The following is a 20,877-nucleotide window of genomic DNA, read 5'->3' on the forward strand; positions in this document are numbered from 1 at the left end:
TCTGGAGGGCTTCCGTAACCTGCCCATTCGGTGTTCGTGTCGTGCGGGGGTGTTCCGGGAGGGTTGGGAGGGGTGCTGTGGGGGCGGGGTGGGGTGGGGGGTTACGGGGCCTGGACCTGGGGGTTCGTGGTTCCGGGCGTGTCGTGGTGACGGGTTTGCCGAGTTCGGGGGTGTCTGGGAGGGGCGGCGGGTGTGTCGCGGCGGGGAGGGGCGCGCCGGGCGGGTCGCGGGGAGTGTGATCTACGACTCGGCGGGGTGTCCGGGCGTGGCGGGCGGCGCGCTCGCCGACGCGGCAGGCCCGGCGGGTGGGGGTTCGGGGTGGGCGGCCTTGGCGGGTCGGCGGCGCCGGGCGGGCGGGGTGACGCCGTCGGCGAGGCGGCGGGCGGTGACGAGGAAGCCGGTGTGGCCGACCATGCGGTGGTCGGGGCGGACGGCGAGGCCGTCGACGTGCCAGGTGCGGACCATGGTCTCGGAGGCGTGGGGTTCGGCGAAGTTGCCGTGGGCGCGGAGGTCTTCGACGACGCGGGACATCTGGGTGGTGGTGGCGATGTAGGCGCAGACGATGCCGCCGGGGACGAGGGCCTTGGCGACGGCGTCGAGGCATTCCCAGGGGGCGAGCATGTCGAGGATGACGCGGTCGACGTCGGTCTCGGCGAGGGCGTGTTCGAGGGAGCCGACGGTGAGGCGCCAGGCGGGGTGGGGTCCGCCGAAGAACCTCTCGACGTTGGCGCGGGCGATGTCGGCGAAGTCGGGGCGGCGTTCGTAGGAGGAGAGGAGGCCGTGTTCGCCGACGGCGCGGAGGAGGAAGCAGCTGAGGGCGCCTGATCCGGCGCCCGCCTCGACGACGCGGGCGCCGGGGAAGACGTCGGCCATGGCGACGATCTGGGCGGCGTCCTTGGGGTAGACGACGGCGGCGCCGCGGGGCATGCGGAGGGCGAAGTCGGCGAGGAGGGGGCGGAAGGCGAGGTATTCGGTGCCGCCGGTGGAGCGGAAGACGGTTCCTTCGGGGCTGCCGATGATGTCGTCGTGAGGGACGGAGCCCTTGTGGGAGTGGTAGAGCTTGCCGGGCTGGAGGGTGATGGTGTTGATGCGGCCCTTGGGGTCGGTGAGCTGAACCTGGTCTCCTGGCCGGAACGGGCCGTGGGGGGTGCGGCCGGGGGTGGTGGGGGGGTCGTTCGGCTGGGGTTCGCTCATGGTGGTCAAGGCTAGCGGCGGGCGCGGGCAGGTCAGGCCGCTCGCGGGGCGTGCGGAGCCGCTGGTTCCGATGCGCCCGGACGTCCGCGGGTCAGATGCCCGCGAAGGCGCGGTCGACGTCGGCGGTGGCGAGGACGCCGTAGACGCGGCCGTCGGGTTCGACGAGGAGGTATTCGGACGCGGGGGCGCGGCGGAGGGCGTCCATGAGGTCCTCGCCGGTGAGGTCGGCGGGGAGGGTGAGGTCGTCGGCGCCGCGGGAGAGGTCGCCGGCGGTGACCCAGGGGCGGCGGTGCTCGGGCGTGGCGGTGACGGCCTTCTCGCTGACGAGGCCGAGGGGCCTGCCGTCGTGGTCAGCGATGACGATGGCGCCGGCGTGGTCGTCGCGGGCGCGGCGGACGGCTTCGGCGAGGGGGGTGTCGGCGGTGACGAGGGTGGCGCGGCGGGCGAGGCGGCGGGCGGACAGCAGGGGGATGCGGTCGCGGACGTACTCGGCGCGGATGGACTGGGTGGCGCCGACCCAGATGAAGGACGCGACGAGCGCGGACCAGAGGAGGGCGAGCCAGCCGATGCCGCCGTCGGCGCCGGTGCCGTAGGTGGCGAGGAGGGCGCCGCCGACGAGGGTGGCGATGGCGACGCCGCGGCCGACCCAGCCGGCGATGATGGCGCCGGTGCGGCTGCGTCCGGTGGCCTTCCAGACGGCGGCGCGGACGAGGCGTCCGCCGTCGAGGGGCAGGCCGGGCAGGAGGTTGAAGACGCCGACGAGGAGGTTGGCGAAGGTGAGGGCGTCGACGAGGAGGACGGCGACGTCGGGGAGCGGGAGGAGGGCGTGGGCGAGGAGGCCGGCGCCGGCGAGGACGAGGTTGACGAGGGGCCCGGCGAAGGCGATGAGGAACTCGCGTCCGGGGGTGGGGGCCTCGCGTTCGATGGAGGTCTCGCCGCCGAGGACGTGGAGGGTGACGGAGCGGACGGGCAGCCGAAACGCGCGGGCGGTGACGGCGTGGCTGAGCTCGTGGACGAACACCGATCCGTAGAGCAGGAGGGCGTAGGCGAACGCGACGAGGTAGCTGAGGGGGCGTTCGACGACGTCGTGGACCTGTCCTTCGAACATGACGGTGACGAGGACGGCGACCAGGAACCAGCTGGGCGAGACGTAGACGGGGACGCCGAAGGGGCGGCCCATGAGCAGGCCCGGCCGTGCGGCGGGGCCGCGGTCGGGGCCTTGCTGGCCTTCGGGCGTCTTGCCCTGGGTCGGGGGCGCGCTGTGTGTCACGTCACCGATGCTACGGCCCCGGTGGGGCGGGCGGTCCGGTGGCGTCCGCCGGGAGGGCCGGGAGGGGACGCGGGCGGGGTCGCCGGGTTGCGGGATTTCGTCGGGGGCGTCGCCTAGTGTGCTGTGCCATGACGACGACCGAGGCGGGTAGTGAGGCGTCCGTTCCGTCCGCGCGCGGCGGGTCCGGCGGGGAGGCGCCGGAGGTCGAGGTGGTGGGGTCGTTGTCGCCGTCGCGGGCGAGCGATTTCATGACGTGTCCGCTGCTGTACCGGTTCCGGGTGATCGACCGGCTGCCGGAGCGGCCGAGCGCGGCGGCGGCGCGGGGGACGCTCGTCCACGCGGTGCTGGAGCGGCTGTACGACCTGCCGCGGGAGGGGCGGACGGCGGAGGCGGCGGCGGGGCTGCTCGATCCGGAGTGGGAGCGGCTGCTGGCGGCGGAGCCGGAGCTGGCGGGGCTGTTCGAGGCGGGCGAGGAGGGCGACGCGGAGCGGGCGGTGTGGCTTGAGCAGGCGCGCCGCATGGTGGAGCGGTACTTCACGCTGGAGGATCCGCGGCGGCTGGAGCCGGCGGAGCGGGAGCTGTTCGTCGAGACGGTGCTCGACTCGGGGTTGAAGCTGCGGGGTTACATCGACCGGGTGGACGTGGCGCCGAGCGGCGACGTCCGGATCGTCGACTACAAGACGGGCACGGCGCCGCGCGCGGACTTCGAGGCGCGGGCGCTGTTCCAGATGAAGTTCTACGCGCTGGTGCTGTGGCGGCGGCAGGGCCGGGTTCCGCGGCTGCTGCAGCTCATGTACCTGGGCAACGGGGAGGTGCTGCGGTACGAGCCGGACGAGGCGGACCTGCGGGCGACGCAGCGGAAGGTGGAGGCGCTGTGGGAGGCGATCCGGCGGGCGATGGACACCGGGGAGTGGCGTCCGCGGGCGGGGCGGCTGTGCGACTGGTGCGACCACCGGGAGCGGTGCCCGGAGTTCGGGGGCACTCCCCCGCCGCTGCCGGAGGCGCCGGTGCGGCGTCCGTCCCCGGCTGATCTGGAGCCGGCGGGAGGGGCGCGTCCGTCGGCGCGCGAGCGCGACGACCTCTGATCGGGACGCCCCGGCGCGCCCGCTGGGTCGGCCGGTCCGGAGCGGCGTAGGGGCGGGGCCTGCGCGTCCTCCTTGGGGAGGACGGCGGATCCCCGTACAGGAGGGGTCACGACCTGGCGCGACCTCCTAGGGTGAGAGTCGTGTCACCCCGCATCCGTGGTTTTCGTTCCCTCCGCGCCTGGCTTCGGGGGCGTCCGCAGGCGGCGGACGCCCTGCTGGCGTTCGGGCTGCTGGCGGCGGGGCTGCCGCAGTTGTTCCTGGAGAACCTGCCGGCCGACTCCGACCTCGAGAAGTTCCGGACCCCCGACGTGTGGGACGGGCTGCTGGTCGTCGCGGTGACGATGGCGCTGACGTGGCGGCGGCGGCATCCGATGGCGGTGCTGGTGGTGGTGCTGGCCGGGGAGCTGGCGCTGGCGGTGGCGGGGTATCCGCCGTCGCTGCCGGACGTCGGGGCGTTCCTGATCGCGGTGTACAGCGTGGCTGCGCACCGGGGGCTGGCGCAGAGCGCGCTGGGCGGGGCGGCGGCGTTCGCCTATTTTGTGGCGTATCTGGCCTTGCTGCCGGTGTCGGTGTCGCCGGGGGCGCTGCTGACGGACTGCGCGCTGGTCATCGGGGTGTGGGTGCTGGGCCGGAACCTGCGGCTGCGGCGGGCGTACTTCGCCGAGCTGGAGGACCGCGCGGCCCGGTTGGAGCGGGCGCGGGGCACGGACGCGCGGGCGGCGCGGATCGAGGAGCGGTCGCGGATCGCGCGGGAGCTGCACGACGTGGTGGCGCACCATGTGAGCGTGATGACGGTGCAGGCGGGCGCGGCGCGGCGGATCATCGACCGGGATCCGGGCAGCGCGCGGGAGGCGATGTCGACGATCGAGGAGGTCGGGCGGACGGCGCTGAGCGAGATGCGGCGGATCGTCGGCGTCCTGCGGACCGACCGCGACCCGGAGCGGGCGGGCCGGGAGCTGGCGCCGCAGCCGGGGCTCGGCGATCTCGGGGAGCTGCTCGACCACGTCCGGGAGACGGGCCTCGCGGTGCAGCTGTGGATCGAGGGCGAGGCGCGGCCGCCGTCGCCGGGGGTGGACGTGGCGGCGTTCCGGCTGATCCAGGAGGCGCTGACGAACACGCTGAAGCACGCGGGCCCGCAGGCGCGGGCGTGGGTGCGGCTGTACTACGGCGACCGGGATCTGACGGTGGAGATCGAGGACGACGGGCACGGCACCGCGACGATCATGGCGGACGACGGCGACAATCCGGGGCACGGGCTCGTCGGCATGTACGAGCGCGTCGCGCTGTACGGTGGCGAGTTGAAGATCGGGCCGCGGGTCGGCGGCGGGTTCGGTGTGCGGGCGCGGTTCCCGCTCGAGGCGTGAGGCATGCGGCGCGAGGCCGTAGGTTGGGCGGAGGCGGCGTGAGGCGAGGAGCGGGGACCATGGACACACCGGGACGCGGGGCGGCGCGATGACCGCGGCGGAGCGAGGATCATCGCGGCCCCTTCTCGGGGGCCCGGGGGTCGTCCCCCAGAAGGGCGGAGCGGCATGAGCGCGGTGCGGGTGTTGCTCGTGGACGACCAGCCGCTGCTGCGCACGGGGTTCCGGTTGATCCTGGAGGCCGAGTCCGACATCGCGGTGGTGGGCGAGGCCGGGGACGGCGCGGCCGCCGTGGAGATGACCCGTTCGCTGCTGCCCGACGTGGTGCTGATGGACATCCGGATGCCCGGGGTGGACGGCATCGAGGCGACCCGGCGGATCATCCGGGAGGAGGCGGCGTCGCACGATCCGCGGGTGCTGATCCTGACGACGTTCGACCTGGACGAGTACGTGATCGAGGCGGTGCGGGCGGGCGCGAGCGGGTTCCTGCTGAAGGACTCGCCGCCGGAGGACCTGGTGCAGGCGATCCGGATCGTCGCGGCGGGCGACGCGATCGTGGCGCCGAGCGTGACGCGGCGGCTGCTGGACAAGTTCGCGACGCGGCTGCCCGCGGTGCGGGACGCGGCCCCGCCGCCCGGCCTGGACACGCTGACGGAGCGGGAGCGCGAGGTGCTGTCGCACGTGGCGCGGGGCCAGTCGAACGCGGAGATCGCGGCCGAGCTGGTGGTCAGCGAGACGACGGTGAAGACGCACGTGGGGAACGTCCTGGCGAAGCTGGGGCTGCGCGACCGGGTGCAGGCCGTGGTGTACGCGTACGAGACGGGCCTGAGCCGCCCGGGCCAGAGCTAGCCTCCGGCAGGCCCTCTGCCCTGGCACCCGGGGTCTGGCACCTCGGTTCTAGCACTTCGGTGCCACGGCTACAGTGAGCGACAACGGCGCGTCAGGGACGTCCCTGACGCGCCGTCGGCGTTCCGTCGCAGGCGGGGCGCGGGGTCCGGGGGCGCGGCCTCAGGGATGGGCCCGGAGGGACCCCTGTCCTCCGGGTGGACGCGCCTACTCCGGGAGGACGATCAACCGGGTGTGCCTCCTGCCATGGGTGGACGGTCAAGTCCGTTCCTGGGGCGCATCACAGGAGCGTGCCGGACTCCTACTGTTTTGAGAGTCGGATCGCCGGGGGCAAAGGCGCGGTTCGGTGGAATCCAGCTCACTCACACTCGGGAGTTTCTCGTGACGAACACCGCCCCATCGACCGCCGGCGCGCGGACCGCGCCCGGGGCGGGCGACTTCGCCGCACGGACCCAGCAGATCGCGAAGGTGTACGGGCGCGGCGACGCCCAGGTCGTCGCGCTGGACGGGGTCACCGTGGGCATTCCCCGCGGCCGCTTCACCGCGATCATGGGCCCGTCCGGGTCCGGCAAGTCGACGCTCATGCACTGCATGGCGGGCCTGGACTCGGTGGACTCCGGGCAGGTCTTCATCGGCGACACCGAGCTGACCCGGCTGCGCGACAAGCAGCTCACCCGGCTGCGCCGCGACAAGGTCGGGTTCATCTTCCAGGCGTTCAACCTGGTGCCGACGCTGACGGCGCTGGAGAACATCACCCTCCCGATGGACATCGCCGGGCGCAAGCCGGACCGGCAGTGGCTGGACTCGGTGATCGACACGGTGGGGCTGCGGCCGCGGCTGAAGCACCGCCCGTCGGAGCTGTCCGGCGGGCAGCAGCAGCGGGTGGCGTGCGCGCGGGCCCTCGCCGCCCGCCCGGAGATCATCTTCGCGGACGAGCCGACCGGGAACCTCGACTCGCGGTCCGGCGCGGAGGTGCTCGGGTTCCTGCGCGACTCGGTGCGGCGGATGGGCCAGACGATCGTGATGGTGACGCACGACCCGTCCGCGGCGGCGTACGCCGACCAGGTGCTGTTCCTGTCGGACGGGCAGATCGTCGACACGATGCAGGAGCCGACCGCCGAGCGGGTCCTGGAGCGGATGAAGGGCTTCGACGCCGTCGGCGCGCCCGTCCGCCCGTCCGGTGACGAGCCGGGGGTCGTGGCGCGATGATGGGCAAGGTCACGCTCCGCAACCTCGCGGCGCACAAGATCAGGCTGGTGCTGACCGGTGTCGCGGTGATCCTCGGCGTCGCGTTCGTGGCCGGCACGCTGATCTTCACCGACAGCATGAACAAGCAGTTCGACGACCTGTTCAGCCGGGTCGGCAAGAACGTGGCCGTGGACGTGCGGGCCAAGAAGGTCGTGGGCGGCGACGACGACGGCATGGCGGCTCAGCCCGTCCCGGCGTCGGTCCTGACGGCGCTGCGGGGCGTCGAAGGGGTGAAGGACCCGAGGGGGAACGTCACCGGGTACGCGGCGGTCGTCGGCAAGGACGGCAAGGTCATCGGCACCCCGCAGAACGGGCCGCCGCAGATCGGCGCGAACTGGACGGCCGGCGGGTCCTACGACCTGAAGGCGGGGCGGGCGCCGCAGGGCCCCGCCGAGGTCGTGATCGACGCGACGACCGCCGAGAAGGGCAAGCTGTCGGTCGGCGACACCGCGCGGGTCGTCACCGCGGGCCCGCCGCAGCGGATGAAGATCGTCGGGCTGATCGACACGGGGAACCTGATGGGCGCGACGGTCACCGCGTTCGACACCCCGACGGCGCAGGCGCTGATGCTGAAGCCCGGCTACTTCAGCGACATCGAGATGGGCTCGACGGGCCCGTCGCAGGCGGAGCTGCGCGACCGGGTCGCGAAGGTCCTCCCCCAGGGCATGGAGGCCGTCACCGGGGAGAAGCTCCGCGAGGAGTCCAAGAGCGACATCGCCTCGATGATGAACTTCTTCCAGACGTTCCTGCTGGTGTTCGCGCTGATCTCGATCTTCGTCGGGGCGTTCATCATCTTCAACACGTTCTCGATGCTGGTCGCGCAGCGGACCCGCGAGCTGGCGCTGCTGCGCGCGGTCGGCGCGGCCCGCGGCCAGGTCACCCGCGCGGTGATCGGCGAGGCGGTCGCGGTCGGCGTGATCGGGTCGACGCTCGGCCTCCTCGTCGGCGCGGGGCTCGCGTCGCTGCTGCAGTCGCAGATGGGCGACGCCGGGCAGGGCGGGCTGACGTTCACCGCGCGGCCGGTGATCTGGTCGTACGTGGTCGGGATCGTCGTCACCGTCGTGTCGGCGTACTTCCCGGCGCGGCGCGCGGCGAAGATCCCGCCGGTCGCGGCGATGCGGGACGACGTGGCGATGCCGCAGCGGTCGCTGCGGATCCGGGTGGCGCTCGGCTCGCTGCTGACCGCCGCGGGCGCCGGGCTGATCGCGGTCGGCCTCGCGGGCGCCGGCGGCAGCCCCATCGCGCTCGTCGGGGTGGGGGTCTTCGCGGTGTTCATCGGGGTGGCGATGCTCGCCCCGGTGATCAGCCTCCCGGTGCTGCGGGTGCTCGGCGCGCCGTTCGCGCGGCTGATGGGGTCGCCGGGCCGGCTCGCGCGGCAGAACGCGCTCCGCAACCCGCGCCGCACCGCCGCGACCGCCGCCGCGCTGATGATCGGCCTGGCGCTGATCACGACGGTGAACGTGCTCGGCTCGTCCACCTCCGCGTCGATGGACGCGAAGGTCGACGCGCAGTTCGGCGCGGACTACCTCGTCATGCCGACCGGCGCGGGCTCCATCGGCGCGGAGGTCCCCGGGAAGATCAAGGCGGTGCCCGGGGTGCGGAACGCATCCCCGACGTACACCGCCGACGCCAAGATCGCCGGGAAGCGGGACTCGGTGATGTCCGGCGACGTCGCCGAGATCGCCAAGGCGGCGCGGCTGAAGATGGTCGCGGGCTCCAGCGACCTCGGCGCGGCCGGGATCATGGTGGACGACAAGTCCGCGAAGAAGCACGGCTGGACGGTCGGGGCGACGATCCCCGTGCAGTTCACCGACGGCAGGACCGAGCCGCTGCGGCTCACCGGCATCTACACCAAGAGCGACCTGATCGGCGCGAACGTCATCGCCGAGCAGGCGTACCGGCAGCACACGGTCCGCCCGTTCATCGACGCGGTCATCGTCGACGCCGCGACGGCCGACGCCGCCACCAAGACCGGCATCGAGAACGCGCTGAAGGACTACCCGGCGCTGGACGTGTCCGACCAGGCGGCGCTGAAGGAGCAGATCAGCAAGCAGATCGACGGGCTCGTGAAGTTCGTGTCGATCCTGCTCGCCATGTCCGTGATCATCGCCGCGGTCGGCGTCGTGAACACGCTCGCCCTGTCGGTGATCGAACGGACCAGGGAGATCGGGCTGCTCCGCGCGATCGGGATCAGCCGCCGCCAGCTCCGCCGCATGATCCGCGTCGAGTCGATCATGATCGCGGTGTTCGGGGCGCTGCTCGGCATGGGCATCGGCGTCGCGTTCGGCGCGGCGATGCAGAACGCCCTCGCCGACAAGGGCCTCGGGGTCCTCGCCGTCCCGTACGGGACGCTGGTGGTCTACCTGGTGGTCGCCGCGGTGATCGGGGTGCTGGCGGCGCTGTGGCCTGCGTGGCGGGCCGGGCGCATGGACGTCCTGAAGGCCATCGCCACCGAGTGACCGCACCAGGCGCAAGGAAAAGACCCGGCCCCCTCCTGGAGGAGGGGGCCGGGTCTTTCGTCGTGCGGGAGCCCTACCCAGGCCGCGGAGGCTACTCCGCCGGCTCGGGGTCGTCGGCCGGGGCGGTGCCCGGCGCCACCGCGGCCTTCGCGACCGCGTCGGTCGCGCTGACCGTGGTGTTCTCCGGGAAGTGGCAGGCGGCCTGGTGGCCGGGGCTGAGCTCGACCAGCGGCGGCTCGACCTGCTTGCAGATGTCCTGCGCCTTCCAGCAGCGCGTGTGGAACCGGCACGCGGGCGGCGGGTCGAGGGGGCTCGGCACGTCCCCCTGCAGCCGGATCCGCTGCCGCTCGCCCCGCTCGGCCGGGTCCGGGATCGGGACCGCGGACAGCAGCGCGTTCGTGTACGGGTGCATCGGCCGCTCGTACAGGTCCGACCGGTCCGCCACCTCGACGATCTTGCCGAGGTACATGACGGCGACGCGGTCGGAGATGTGCCGGACCACCGACAGGTCGTGCGCGATCACCACGTAGGTGAGGTCGAGCTCGTCCTGCAGGTCCTCCAGCAGGTTCACCACCTGCGCCTGCACCGACACGTCGAGCGCGGAGACCGGCTCGTCGGCGACGATCAGCTTCGGCTTCAGGGCGAGGGTGCGGGCGATCCCGATGCGCTGCCGCTGCCCGCCGGAGAACTCGTGCGGGTACCGGTTGTAGTGCTCGGGGTTCAGGCCGACGAGCTCCAGGATCTCCTGGACGGCCTTCTTCACGCCCTGCTTGGCCTCGATGTTCTGCAGCCGGAACGGGGCCCCGACGATCGCGCCGACCGTCTTGCGCGGGTTCAGCGACGAGTACGGGTCCTGGAAGATCATCTGAAGGTCGCGGCGGAACGGCCGGAGCCGCCCCTGCGACAGCTTCGTGATGTCCTGCCCCTCAAAGACGATCTTGCCGAAGCTCGGGTCGAGCAACCGCATGATCATCCGTCCGGTGGTGGACTTGCCGCAGCCCGACTCGCCCACCAGCCCGAGGGTCTCGCCCTTGCGGACCGAGAACGACACGCCGTCCACGGCCTTCACCGCCGCGACCTGCCGGCGCAGCAGCCCCGCGGTGACGGGGAAGTGCTTGCCGAGGTTCTCGACCTCGAGCAGCGGCTCGCCCTCCTGCACCGGACGGGTCTCGTCCGCAGGGGTCTTCGATGTGCTCACACTCACGTTCCCACCCGCGCTCGTCACAGCTTCGGCTTGATCTCGTCGGCCCAGATCTCCCGCCGCTTCTCCAGCGGCAGGTGGCACGCGGCCCTGTGGCCGGGCTCGACCTCGACCAGCTCGGGCCGCTCGGTCTCGCTCTTGCCGTCGTTCAGCTCGGCGTAGGGACAGCGCGGATGGAACGCGCACCCGGACGGCACGTTGATCAGGCTCGGCGGCGACCCCTGGATCGGCATGAGCCGCTCCGACCGCTCCCGGTCCAGCCGCGGCATCGAGCCGAGCAGCCCCCACGTGTAGGGGTGCTGCGGACGGTGGAACGCGTCGTCCACCGAGGCGTACTCGACGCAGCGGCCCGCGTACATCACCAGGATGTCGTCGGACAGCTCGGCGACCACCCCGAGGTCGTGGGTGATCATGATGACGGCGGAGTTGAACTCCTGCTGCAGGTCGCGGATGAGGTCGAGGATCTGCGCCTGGACGGTCACGTCCAGCGCCGTCGTCGGCTCGTCGGCGATCAGCAGCTCCGGGTCGCAGGACAGCGCCATCGCGATCATCGCGCGCTGCCGCATGCCGCCGGAGAACTGGTGCGGGTAGTCGTCGACCCGCTTGTCCGGCTTCGGGATGCCGACCCGGCCGAGCATGTCGATGGCGTGCTTGCGCGCCACCTGCTTCGACACGTCGTTGTGGACCCGGTACGCCTCGATGATCTGGCTGCCCACCGTGTAGAAGGGGTGCATCGAGGACAGCGGGTCCTGGAAGATCATCGCCATGTCGCGGCCGCGGAGCCGGCGCACCTCGTTCTGCGAGGCGCCGACGAGCTCCTTGCCGTTCAGCCAGATCTCCCCGGACACGTCGGCGTTGCGCTTGTTGTGCAGGCCGAGGATGCCGAGGCTGGTCACGCTCTTGCCCGACCCCGACTCGCCGACGATGCCGAGGGTGCGGCCGCGCTCCAGCTGGAACGTCAGCCCGTCCACCGACTTCACCAGGCCGTCGTCGGTCGGGAAGTGGATCTTCAGGTCGCGGACTTCGAGGAACGCGCCGGGGGCCTCGCCGGCGCCCGCGGCGTCCGCGACGGGTGCGGTCCCGGCCATCAGCCCAGCCTCACTCTCGGGTCGACGACGGCGTACAGCAGGTCGACGATCAGGTTGATCACCACGATGGAACTGGCGGTGATCAGCGTGACGCCGAGCACCATGGGCAGGTCGCCGGTGTTGATCGAGTCGATCGCGAGCCGGCCGAGGCCCGGGATGCCGAAGGTGCTCTCGGTGAGGACCGCGCCGCCGAGCAGGAGGCCGAGGTCCAGGCCGAACACCGTCATGATCGGCGTCAGCGTGGCGCGCAGCGCGTGCTTGGTGACGACGGTCTTCTCCGGCAGGCCCTTCGCGCGGGCGGTGCGGATGTAGTCCTCGTTCATCGTCTCCAGCATGCCCGCTCTGGTGAGCCGCGCGTACATCGCCGCGTAAAGGAACGCGAGCGTCACCCATGGCAGCACCAGCGACTGGAACCATTTCACCGGATCGGTGGTCAGGGGCAGGTAGCTGCCGCCGCCTGGGAAGATCTTGATGCTGTAGGAGAACAGCGCCAACGACACCAGGCCGGTGAAGTAGATGGGCAGCGACACACCGCTCAACGCGATGATCATCGCCGCTCTGTCCCAGAGCGTGCCTCTCTTCAGGGCCGAGACGACGCCGACGCTGATGCCGCCGGCCAGCCAGATGACCGCGGCGCCGAGCGCGAGCGACGCCGTCGCCGGGGCGCGGTCGAGCAGCGTCTCCAGGACGGGCTGGCTGCTGCGGAACGAGAACCCCATGCAGGGCGCGGGACAGTGGTCGGTGACCGGGCCGGCCTTGTAGTCCTTGCCGACGACGAGCGCCTTCAGGTAGTTGCCGTACTGGACGACGACCGGTTCGTCCAGGCCGAGGCGCTCCTTGGTGTCGATGATGGCCTCTTTGGTCGGCGCCTTGCCGACGTAGGCCGCCGCGATCTGGTCGGTCGTCTGGCCGGCCAGCTTCGGCAGCCAGAAGAAGATGCCGAAGGTCACGAGGCTGACCAGCAGCAACATGAGGACGGCGCCGATGAGGCGCCGGACGATGTATGCGAACACATTGCGCGGCCCCACCCGCCGGCCGGGCGGACCTGTGGGTCCTGACCCGGCCGGCGGGCGTCGCCTTCACCTGCCTTCAGAGGGACGCATGGACGAGGCGGAGTGTTACTCCACGCCCATGTTGAGGTAGTCGTACATTCCGCCGTAGGAGTAGGTGATGCCCGCGTTGGTGACCCGCTTCGGCCGGTACATCAGGGCCTTCGCGTAGACCAGCGGGACCTCCATGGCGGTCCCCATGACCAGCTTGTCGACCTCGCCGTAGGCCTTCAGGCGGGCCGCCTCGTCCGGGTTGGCGATGGCGTCGTCCAGGCCCTTGTTGACCGCAGGGTCGTTGAGCTCGGCGAGGTTGTTCCCACCGGACGGCTTGATGGCGCTGCCGTGCACGATCTGCGCGAGGAAGCCGTAGCCGGTCGGCCAGTCCGCCGCCCACGCCATGATCATCATGCCGATGCCGTGGTCGTGGACGTACTTCGGCACGCCGACGTACTTGTTGAAGTAGTCACCGGCCGGGAACTGCACGATCTCGGTCTTGATGTTGACCTTCGCGAGGCTCTGCTGGATGGCCTGCGCCATCGCGACTTCCTTCGGCCGGTCGGAACGGGCCGAGATCTTGGTGCTGAAGCCGTTCGGCTGGCCGCACTGCTGCAGCTCCTGCTTGGCCTTCCCGAGCGTGGCCTGGTCGAGCCCGCCTCCCTCGGCCTGCTTCTGCGGGTACAGGTCGAACTTGGTGTACCCGGCGACCGACGGCGGCAGCACCGTGGTGGCGGTGTCGCCACCGGCCAGCGGGCCTCCGTAGGCGGTCTGCGCGGCGACCTTGTCGGTCGCGTACTGCACGGCGATGCGGCAGTGGATGTTGTTCAGCGGCTTGACGTGCTGGTTCAGCGACATGAACCGCAGGAAGCCCTGGACGGGGTTGTCGACGTACGGCTTCTGGTCGGCGGCCAGCACCTTCGGCTGGGTGCCCGACTGGACGCCGACGCCCGCGATGTCCATGTCCAGCGAGCCCGCGATGAGCCGCTGGTCGATGTCGTCGGCGTTCTGCTTGAGCTGGATCTCGACCTTGTCGGGCAGAGCCTTGCGGATCGGGTCCGTGCTCGCGTTCCAGTTCGGGTTGCGCGACAGCGACATGGACTTGCCGCGCGTGTAGTTGTCGACCTTGTACGGGCCGGACGAGACGATCGCTCCCTCGTACTTCAGGCCGGTGTCCTTGGCCTTCGGCACGGGCATGGTCTGCGACATCGCGACCAGGTAGTCGAACTCCTGGAACGGCGTGTTCAGGTGGAAGATGATCGTCTGGTCGTCGGGGGTCTCGATGGACTTGAGGCCCTCGTCGCTCTTGTCCTTGTACGGACCCTTGTACGCCGGCTTGTTGTCGACCAGGTACTGCTTGAAGTACTTCGGCCCGAGCTGCAGCTCGTCGGAGTAGTTGCTCCGCTCCACCGCGTACTTCACGTCCTTGGACGTGACCGTGGCGCCGTCGTCGTACTTCACGCCGGTGCGCAGCTTGTACGTCCAGGTCTTGCCGCCGTCGCTGGACTGGCCGAGGTCGGTGGCGAGGTCCGGGACGACCTTCAGGCTCTCCTCGCCCGCGGCCGGGTTGAACGTCGTCAGGCCGCGGCCGTAGATGCGGGCGACGTTCTGGGAGAAGGCGTAGTAGGTGTTGCCCGGGTCCGGCGAGTCGAAGTCGTCGGAGCTGGCGAACTTGAGAGTTCCGCCCTTCTTGTCCGACTTGTTGACGACGGCGTTGACTCCGGCGTTGTAGCCGGGGCCGCTCCCCGACGATCCGGAATCCCCGCCGCCGCAGGCGGCGAGCCCCGCGGCCGCGACCACACCGGCCGCGACGACCGCGATCGGTCTCATCTTGTTCATGTGCAGGCGCACCCCTTCAAATAGACGGGTCGGAAGGAACCCGAGTCACCTTGACCGAGGGTCGAGAGCGTCCCGCAACCCGTCACCGAACAGGTTGAAGGCGAGGACCGTGATGAAGATCGCCATACCGGGGATGATCATGTACATCGGGTCCGAGGAGTAGATCGGCACCGCCAGGGTGAGCATCCCGCCCCACGACGGCTTCGGCGGGATGACGCCGACGCCGAGGAACGACAGCGCCGCCTCGAACAGGATGTTGGTCGGGATCAAAAGCGTCGAGTAGACGAGGATCGGCGCGACCAGGTTCGGCAGGATCTCCTTGAACAGCACGTAGGAGTTGCGGGCGCCCATGCTGCGGGCCGCGTCGACGAACTCGCGCTCGCGCAGCGACAGCGTCTGCCCGCGGATGATGCGGCCGATGTAGGGCCAGTTGAAGAACCCGATGACTATGACCAGCACCGAGACGCGCAGGCCGTTGCCGCTCAGCCCGAACGCGCCGTCCGCGACGACGCCGACCAGGGCGATCGCGAAGAGGAGCAGCGGGAAGGCGAGGAAGGCGTCCATTGCGCGGCTGATCACGGTGTCGACCCAGCCGCCGAAGTAGCCGGCGGTGATGCCCATGATCGTGCCGATGACGACCGACATCAGCGTGGCGAGGAACGAGACGAGCAGCGAGATCCGGGCGCCGTGGACGATGCGGGCGAGCATGTCGCGCCCGGTGCCCGGCTCCACGCCGAGCAGGTGGTCGGCGCTGATGCCCGAGTGCCAGAAGCCGCTCTTCGGGCGGTTGTAGGTGGGGTCGATCAGGTTCTGGTGGTACGCGAGGGGGTCCTGGACGAAGTACGGACCCACGATCGCGATGAGGATCAGCACGACGACCACGACCGCGCCGGTGAGGGCGACCTTGTCGCGCTTCAACCGCATCCACGCGATCTGGCCTAGGGAGCGCCCCTGGATCTTCTTGCGGTCGACTCCGGCAAGTACCGATTCCGGCTGTGCCTCGGTGTCGGACCCGCTCACCTCAATGGGTGCGGCCACGCTCCATACCTCCTACCGTCCGGCCACTGGTTCGGCCCTGCCGCCGGCGTGTGACCGGCGGCCGCGGAGATCATCCGCTGCCCCCGTGCCCGTTACGCCGCGTTCGCTGAAGGGAAACGTAGTCCTTCGGGCACGACTGTCCATCCGTGAAGCGACCTTCGCCAGTACCCGTATCTGACTTGTGATCTCGTCGTCATCTGGGGAACACGCGCGCCGACTTCGCATCGGACAAATCGTGCGAATAGTACGTACGCCCACGTCATGCCCAGCAACCGAAAACCGGTCTAGACCGGAAAGCTTTACCGTACCGAGTCCGTTCCGAGACCGTTTCTCCGCAGGTCAGCCGCGTCCGCACAAGAAACGGCGGGCCGGGGCGCCCCCGCGTGGGGACGTCCCGGCCCGCCGTGGCCGTTCGGAGACCCGCCCGCCGCCCGAAGGCGCCGGGCCGCGGTCAGGAGATGCCGCGGTCGCGCAGGATCTTCTCGATCTCCGCCATCTCGGGGTCGCCGCCGCCCCGGGCCGGGCCCTCCACCGCGCCCCGCGGCTTGCCGGACCGCCCGGCGGACTTGCGGCCGCCGTCCTCGGCCGCCCGGTTCCCGGCGGGGGCGCCGCCCGCGCGGCGGCTCAGCATCGCCCCGGACGCCATGTAGAGGACCACCGCCAGCCCCGCCAGCGCGACGCCCGCCCACTTGACCGGGCTGAAGGCGAGGTCGACGAAGAACTCGGTGACCCCGGTCAGCGCCGCCGCGAGCGGCACCAGCGACAGCGCGACCCCGCGCACGGCCGTGCCCGCGCCCCGACGGCGGTAGGCCCCCCAGCTGATGACCAGCCCCAGCACGGTCACCCCGAGGCTGATCGCGAAAATGGCTGCGTCGCTCATGCCGGCCCCTCACTCGTCACGGTGGTGCTCCTCCCATCGTCACACGTCCGGGGCCGGTTCCGATCCTCCCGGCGGACGGTTTGCCCCCAGGCGTCCCTCCTCCTCCGGCGGGACCCGTCCCCTGGGGACCGCCCCGCTGGTATCAGGGGCCGCTACCGCCTCCGATGCATCTCCCACCCACGGGACAAGACGGGCGAAAAGCGCATACCGGTGAATTTCCCGCAACGGTTGGGCGACGGGAGGCCCTCTCCGCCGCCCGGCGGGACGTCACGCTCCGCCGGCGAACGCGGGCAGCGACCGCAGCGTCGCGAGGCTCACCTCGCGCAGCGACGCGACCACCGTCCGCCCCGGCGCGGGCGGGATCGGCAGGACGTTCGGCACCGCCACCGTGACGCAGCCCGCCGCCTCCGCCGCCGCGACGCCGTTCGGGGAGTCCTCCAGGACGACGCACTCCCCCGGCGGGACGCCGAGCCGCGCGGCGGCCGTCAGGTACGGCTCGGGGTCGGGCTTGGTGCGCGACACCTCGTCGCCCGCGACGCTGAGCGCGAAGTGCTCGCGGCCGATCGCGTCCAGCACCGGCTCGATGAGCCGCCGGTGGCTGGAGGACACCAGCGCCGCCGGGACCCCGGCCGCGCGGACCTCGGCGAGCAGGTCCTTCGCGCCGGGCATCATCGGGACGCAGGCGCTGAGGCGCTCGACCATACCGTCCAGCATCCGCCTCCCGATCGCCTCGGGCGGGGCGTCCGAGCCCGTCAGCTCCAGCATGTACTCGACGGCGATGGCGAGCGAGCCGCCGACGAGCCGCTCCTGGTGGGCGGGGCTCCACTCGCCGCCGAGCCAGGCCATCACCTCGGACTCGACCTCCAGCCACACGCGCTCGGAGTCGATGAGCAGCCCGTCCATGTCGAACAGGACCGCCCGCAGGCCACCTCGAGTCACGTCACCCTTCCTTTCTGGGGGACGCCCCCCAGGCCCCCCGGATGGGAGCGCCATGATCCTCGCTTCGCTCCGGTCACGGTCCTTTCTGGGGGACGACCCCCAGACCCCCGGGACGGGAGCGCCCTGATCCTCGCTTCGCTCCGGTCACGGCGCTCCCTTTTGGACGCCGTGTGCAAAGAGGCGGTGACGGACGGGTCACCGGACCGATACCGTGCCACCAGTAAACTACTACCCGGTAAGGATCGGCATGAGCGCGTACCGCATCATCCTCGTCGGCACCGACGGCTCGGACTCCTCGTTCCGCGCCGTCGACCGGGCCGCCCAGCTCGCCGCCGCGACCGGCGCCACGCTCCTGCTCGCCAGCGCCTACAGCCCGATGCCGGAGCGGGAGCGGGCGAGCGCCGCCGACCGGCTCGGCGACCTGGCCTACAAGGTGCAGGGGTCCACGCCGGCCGACGACGCGCTGCGGGCCGCGCGGGAGCGGGCCGTCGCCGCGGGCGCGGGCGACATCGACCAGGTCGCGGTGGAGGGCGACGCCGTCGACGTCATCAGCAGGCTGGCGAAGGAGCGCGGCGCGGACCTCGTCGTCGTCGGGAACCGGGGGCTGAACAGCCTCGCCGGGCGGATCCTCGGGTCCGTCCCGGCGAACCTGTCGCATCGGTCCCCCTGCGACGTGCTGATCGCGCACACCACGCCGCGCGGGAGGTGACCCGGCGGGGTGTCCGCTCCGTGCCGTATTCCGCCGCGGGCGTAGCGCGCGGGCGTCTGGTCCGGCGGGGGTGGGGTAGGTCACCGTCAGGACGTAGGCTGACAGCCACCGATCATGAGCGGGGCCCCCGCCCCCGGGAATGACGGCCCCCGTCGGTGACGCTGTACCCAGGCGTCGAAAGGAGGCAGCGCGTGGTCGAGATCGAGAACCTGCCGGAACTGGTCGATCCGGTGCTCGTGGCCGCCTTTGAGGGATGGAACGACGCCGGGGAGGCCGCGAGCGGGGTCATCTCGCATCTGGAGGCCGCCTGGGAGGCCGTGCCGGTCGCCGAGCTCGACCCCGACGACTACTACGACTTCCAGGTCACCCGCCCGATCGTGGAGATGTCCGACGGCGAGACGCGCGGCATCACCTGGCCCACGACCCGCGTGTCGTGGGCGCGGCTGCCCGGCGGCAAGGACGTCGTCCTGCTGCACGGGATCGAGCCGAACATGCGGTGGCGGTCGTTCTGCCGCGAGCTGGTCGGGCTGATGCTGGAGCTGGACGTCCGCAACGTCGTGCTGCTGGGGGCGCTGCTCGCGGACGCGCCGCACACGCGTCCCGTGCCGGTGACCGGGGCCGCGTCCGAGGCGGGGCTGGTCAACACCCTGAACCTGGAGCCCGCCCGCTACGAGGGGCCGACCGGCATCCTCGGCGTCCTCCAGGACGCGTGCGCCAAGGCGGGGCTCGACACCGTGTCGCTGTGGGCGGCCGTGCCGCACTACGTCGCGCAGCCGCCGTCGCCGAAGGCGACGCTCGCGCTGCTGCGCCGCGTCGAGGACCTCCTGGACGTCACCGTCCCGCTGGGCGAGCTGCCCGAGGAGGCGCGGGCCTGGGAGAACGGCGTCAACGAGCTCGCCGAGGAGGACTCCGAGGTCGCCGAGTACGTCCGGACGCTGGAGGAGCAGAAGGACGCGACCGAGCTTCCCGAGGCGAGCGGCGACGCCATCGCCCGCGAGTTCGAGCGGTACCTGCGCCGCCGCGACCCCGGCTGACCTTCCCGGCGGCGGGCGTCCTCGCTGGCCGGCCGTGTATAGGGTGGCGGGCCTACCCTGACGGTTCACGTCAGGTCGGGACGGGCCACGCCAGCACGACGGGAACGGGGAGGAAGCGCCGGTGCCGGACGCACAGCCGCTGCGTGCGCACGACCCGCCGCGGCTCGGCCGCTACCGGCTGCTCGGACGGCTCGGCTCGGGCGCGCAGGGCACCGTCTACCTGGGCGAGGACGCGGACGGCGGGCACGTCGCGGTCAAGCTGCTGCGGGTCCAGTTCGACGACGACGCCACCGCGCGGGCCCGGTTCGTCCGGGAGGCGGAGGTCGCGAAGCAGGTCGCCCGGTTCTGCACCGCCCAGTTCCTGGACGCCGAGGTCGCCGGCGACACCCCGTACCTGGTCAGCGAGTACGTCCCCGGCGAGGCGCTGAACCGGGCCGTCGCGCGGGACGGGCCGCTCGCCGGCGGCGCGCTGGACCGGCTCGCCGTCAGCACCGCGAGCGCGCTCACCGCCATCCACCGCGCCGGGGTCGTGCACCGCGACCTGAAGCCGCACAACGTCCTGCTCGGCCCGGACGGCCCGCGCGTGATCGACTTCGGGCTGTCGCGGGTGCTGGACGCGGCGAGCGCCGTCAGCAGCCGCGCCGTCGGCACCCCCGCCTACATGGCGCCCGAGCAGGTGTCCGGGGAGGACGTCGGCGCCGCCGTCGACGTGTTCGCGTGGGGCGCGACGATCACGTTCGCGGCGACGGGCCGCCCGCCGTTCGGGTCCGACTCGATCCCGGCGGTGATGTACCGGGTGCTGCACCACGAGCCCGACCTCGGTCGGCTGGACGGCGAGCTGCGCGAGCTGGTCGGCGCGTCCCTCGCCAAGGACCCGGCGGCGCGGCCGACGGCGGCGCAGCTCCTGCTGCGGCTCGTCGGGCACGAGGACGCCTTCGACACGACCGCCGCGGCCGCCGCCCCGCCCGCGCCGCCCGCGCCGCCCGCGCCGCAGCCGCCGCCTCCCCCGCCCGAGGACGGCGGCGGCTCGGACACGCTGCCGCCCGCGCCCACCGAGACCTCCCCGGACACCGGACGCGACGGCCCCGGGGAGGCGCGGCGGCGCAGGCGGGGGCGCGCGGTCGCCGCCGCCGTCGCCGCGTTCGCCGCCGCCGCCCTCGCCGGAGCTGCCGGGTACATGCTGCTGGACCGTCCGCCCGACGCCCCTGCCGAGGCGGGCGGGCCGCAGGGCGAGGGGCGGGTGACCGTCCCCGGCACCGCCACGGCGTCGAAACCCTCTTCGGCACGGCCCAGTCCCGGTCGGTCAACGACGACGGCGCCGTCACGTCCGAGCCCGAGCGGAGGGACGCGCCCCGGCGGCGGGGGCGAGACCGGGCGGCCGCCGCCGTCCTCCGACCCGCCGCCGAAGCCGGTCGTGCTCGGCTCCCCCGACCCGGACCGCTACTGCGGGGCGCGCGACCGGAACGCCGTCTACCGGGTCAGCAAGTGGTACTGCGTGCCGCGGAACGGCGACATCGGCGTCGACACCCCGATCACGATGACGACGGTGTGCGCGTCGCAGTACGCGCCCGACGCGGAGGCGCGGCTGAACGGCGACGCCGCCACACCGTCCGACTGGGACTGCTACGTCCTGAAATGACCGG

The 20,877-nt window shown here is 72.1% G+C and carries 17 protein-coding genes; 8 read left to right on the plus strand and 9 right to left on the minus strand.

Annotated elements, in window-relative coordinates:
• Positions 1-240: 240 nt before the first annotated feature.
• Both FXF68_RS31890 and FXF68_RS31895 read right to left on the minus strand, forming a co-directional pair.
• Positions 241-1,194: a tRNA (adenine-N1)-methyltransferase gene (locus FXF68_RS31890; protein WP_148765770.1), complete on the minus strand. Its 954-nt coding sequence runs from the start codon at positions 1,192-1,194 to the stop codon at positions 241-243.
• 91 nt (positions 1,195-1,285) lie between these two features.
• Complete coding sequence (locus FXF68_RS31895) at positions 1,286-2,464, minus strand: site-2 protease family protein (protein WP_148765772.1); 1,179 nt, start codon at positions 2,462-2,464, stop codon at positions 1,286-1,288.
• 128 nt (positions 2,465-2,592) lie between these two features.
• Here FXF68_RS31895 and FXF68_RS31900 point away from each other — a divergent pair, with 128 nt between their 5' ends.
• From FXF68_RS31900 to FXF68_RS31920, 5 genes are all read left to right on the plus strand, one after another.
• On the plus strand, positions 2,593-3,549 hold the full coding sequence (locus FXF68_RS31900; RefSeq protein ID WP_148765774.1) for a RecB family exonuclease: 957 nt from the start codon (positions 2,593-2,595) through the stop codon (positions 3,547-3,549).
• Between the two features lie 140 nt (positions 3,550-3,689).
• A complete protein-coding gene (locus FXF68_RS44555) occupies positions 3,690-4,913 on the plus strand; it encodes a sensor histidine kinase (protein WP_148765776.1) in 1,224 nt (407 codons plus the stop codon).
• Positions 4,914-5,078: 165 nt separating this feature from the next.
• Positions 5,079-5,759 (plus strand): response regulator, encoded by a 681-nt coding sequence (locus tag FXF68_RS31910; protein ID WP_148765778.1) that lies wholly within the window; start codon positions 5,079-5,081, stop codon positions 5,757-5,759.
• 378 nt (positions 5,760-6,137) lie between these two features.
• Positions 6,138-6,965: an ABC transporter ATP-binding protein gene (locus tag FXF68_RS31915; RefSeq protein ID WP_148765780.1), complete on the plus strand. Its 828-nt coding sequence runs from the start codon at positions 6,138-6,140 to the stop codon at positions 6,963-6,965.
• The gene (locus FXF68_RS31920; protein ID WP_246179053.1) at positions 6,962-9,463 is read left to right on the plus strand and encodes an ABC transporter permease; all 2,502 of its coding nucleotides are present in this window, start codon (positions 6,962-6,964) and stop codon (positions 9,461-9,463) included. Before FXF68_RS31915 ends, FXF68_RS31920 begins: the two co-directional genes overlap by 4 nt.
• Before the next feature lie 91 nt (positions 9,464-9,554).
• Here the strand turns inward: FXF68_RS31920 and FXF68_RS31925 are convergent, their stop codons facing one another.
• From FXF68_RS31925 to FXF68_RS31955, 7 genes are all read right to left on the minus strand, one after another.
• A complete protein-coding gene (locus FXF68_RS31925) occupies positions 9,555-10,661 on the minus strand; it encodes an ABC transporter ATP-binding protein (protein WP_148765782.1) in 1,107 nt (368 codons plus the stop codon).
• A gap of 23 nt (positions 10,662-10,684) precedes the next feature.
• The gene (locus FXF68_RS31930) at positions 10,685-11,752 is read right to left on the minus strand and encodes an ABC transporter ATP-binding protein (RefSeq protein WP_148765784.1); all 1,068 of its coding nucleotides are present in this window, start codon (positions 11,750-11,752) and stop codon (positions 10,685-10,687) included.
• Positions 11,752-12,765, minus strand: coding sequence for an ABC transporter permease (locus FXF68_RS31935; RefSeq protein ID WP_148765786.1), 1,014 nt, complete (start codon positions 12,763-12,765; stop codon positions 11,752-11,754). Before FXF68_RS31935 ends, FXF68_RS31930 begins: the two co-directional genes overlap by 1 nt.
• A 105-nt stretch (positions 12,766-12,870) precedes the next feature.
• A complete protein-coding gene (locus FXF68_RS31940; protein ID WP_222870164.1) occupies positions 12,871-14,634 on the minus strand; it encodes an ABC transporter substrate-binding protein in 1,764 nt (587 codons plus the stop codon).
• Positions 14,635-14,679: 45 nt separating this feature from the next.
• The gene (locus FXF68_RS31945; protein ID WP_148765788.1) at positions 14,680-15,672 is read right to left on the minus strand and encodes an ABC transporter permease; all 993 of its coding nucleotides are present in this window, start codon (positions 15,670-15,672) and stop codon (positions 14,680-14,682) included.
• Between the two features lie 451 nt (positions 15,673-16,123).
• On the minus strand, positions 16,124-16,552 hold the full coding sequence (locus FXF68_RS31950) for a hypothetical protein (protein ID WP_148765790.1): 429 nt from the start codon (positions 16,550-16,552) through the stop codon (positions 16,124-16,126).
• 267 nt (positions 16,553-16,819) lie between these two features.
• Complete coding sequence (locus FXF68_RS31955) at positions 16,820-17,491, minus strand: HAD family hydrolase (RefSeq protein ID WP_246179055.1); 672 nt, start codon at positions 17,489-17,491, stop codon at positions 16,820-16,822.
• Positions 17,492-17,738: 247 nt separating this feature from the next.
• On the opposite strand from FXF68_RS31955, the gene FXF68_RS31960 reads away from it, so the two are divergent.
• The 3 genes from FXF68_RS31960 to FXF68_RS43260 all read left to right on the plus strand — a co-directional run bounded on the left by FXF68_RS31960 (position 17,739) and on the right by FXF68_RS43260 (position 20,873).
• Positions 17,739-18,200, plus strand: a complete 462-nt coding sequence (locus FXF68_RS31960) for a universal stress protein (protein WP_148765794.1) — start codon at positions 17,739-17,741, stop codon at positions 18,198-18,200.
• Positions 18,201-18,391: 191 nt separating this feature from the next.
• Complete coding sequence (locus tag FXF68_RS31965) at positions 18,392-19,234, plus strand: PAC2 family protein (protein ID WP_148765796.1); 843 nt, start codon at positions 18,392-18,394, stop codon at positions 19,232-19,234.
• 121 nt (positions 19,235-19,355) lie between these two features.
• A complete protein-coding gene (locus tag FXF68_RS43260; RefSeq protein ID WP_246179056.1) occupies positions 19,356-20,873 on the plus strand; it encodes a serine/threonine-protein kinase in 1,518 nt (505 codons plus the stop codon).
• Positions 20,874-20,877: the final 4 nt, after the last annotated feature.

Source organism: Actinomadura decatromicini (assembly GCF_008121305.1).
GTDB classification, from domain to species: domain Bacteria; phylum Actinomycetota; class Actinomycetes; order Streptosporangiales; family Streptosporangiaceae; genus Spirillospora; species Spirillospora syzygii.

Bases quoted from the DNA above. Each gene is read 5' to 3' on its own strand.
- FXF68_RS31910 (WP_148765778.1), top strand. From the start codon at position 5,079: ATGAGCGCGGTGCGGGTGTTGCTCGTGGACGACCAGCCGCTGCTGCGC.
- FXF68_RS31960 (WP_148765794.1), top strand. From the start codon at position 17,739: ATGAGCGCGTACCGCATCATCCTCGTCGGCACCGACGGCTCGGACTCC.
- FXF68_RS31920 (WP_246179053.1), top strand. From the start codon at position 6,962: ATGATGGGCAAGGTCACGCTCCGCAACCTCGCGGCGCACAAGATCAGG.
- FXF68_RS31940 (WP_222870164.1), bottom strand. From the start codon at position 14,634: ATGAACAAGATGAGACCGATCGCGGTCGTCGCGGCCGGTGTGGTCGCG.
- FXF68_RS31900 (WP_148765774.1), top strand. From the start codon at position 2,593: ATGACGACGACCGAGGCGGGTAGTGAGGCGTCCGTTCCGTCCGCGCGC.
- FXF68_RS31930 (WP_148765784.1), bottom strand. From the start codon at position 11,752: ATGGCCGGGACCGCACCCGTCGCGGACGCCGCGGGCGCCGGCGAGGCC.
- FXF68_RS31890 (WP_148765770.1), bottom strand. From the start codon at position 1,194: ATGAGCGAACCCCAGCCGAACGACCCCCCCACCACCCCCGGCCGCACC.
- FXF68_RS31950 (WP_148765790.1), bottom strand. From the start codon at position 16,552: ATGAGCGACGCAGCCATTTTCGCGATCAGCCTCGGGGTGACCGTGCTG.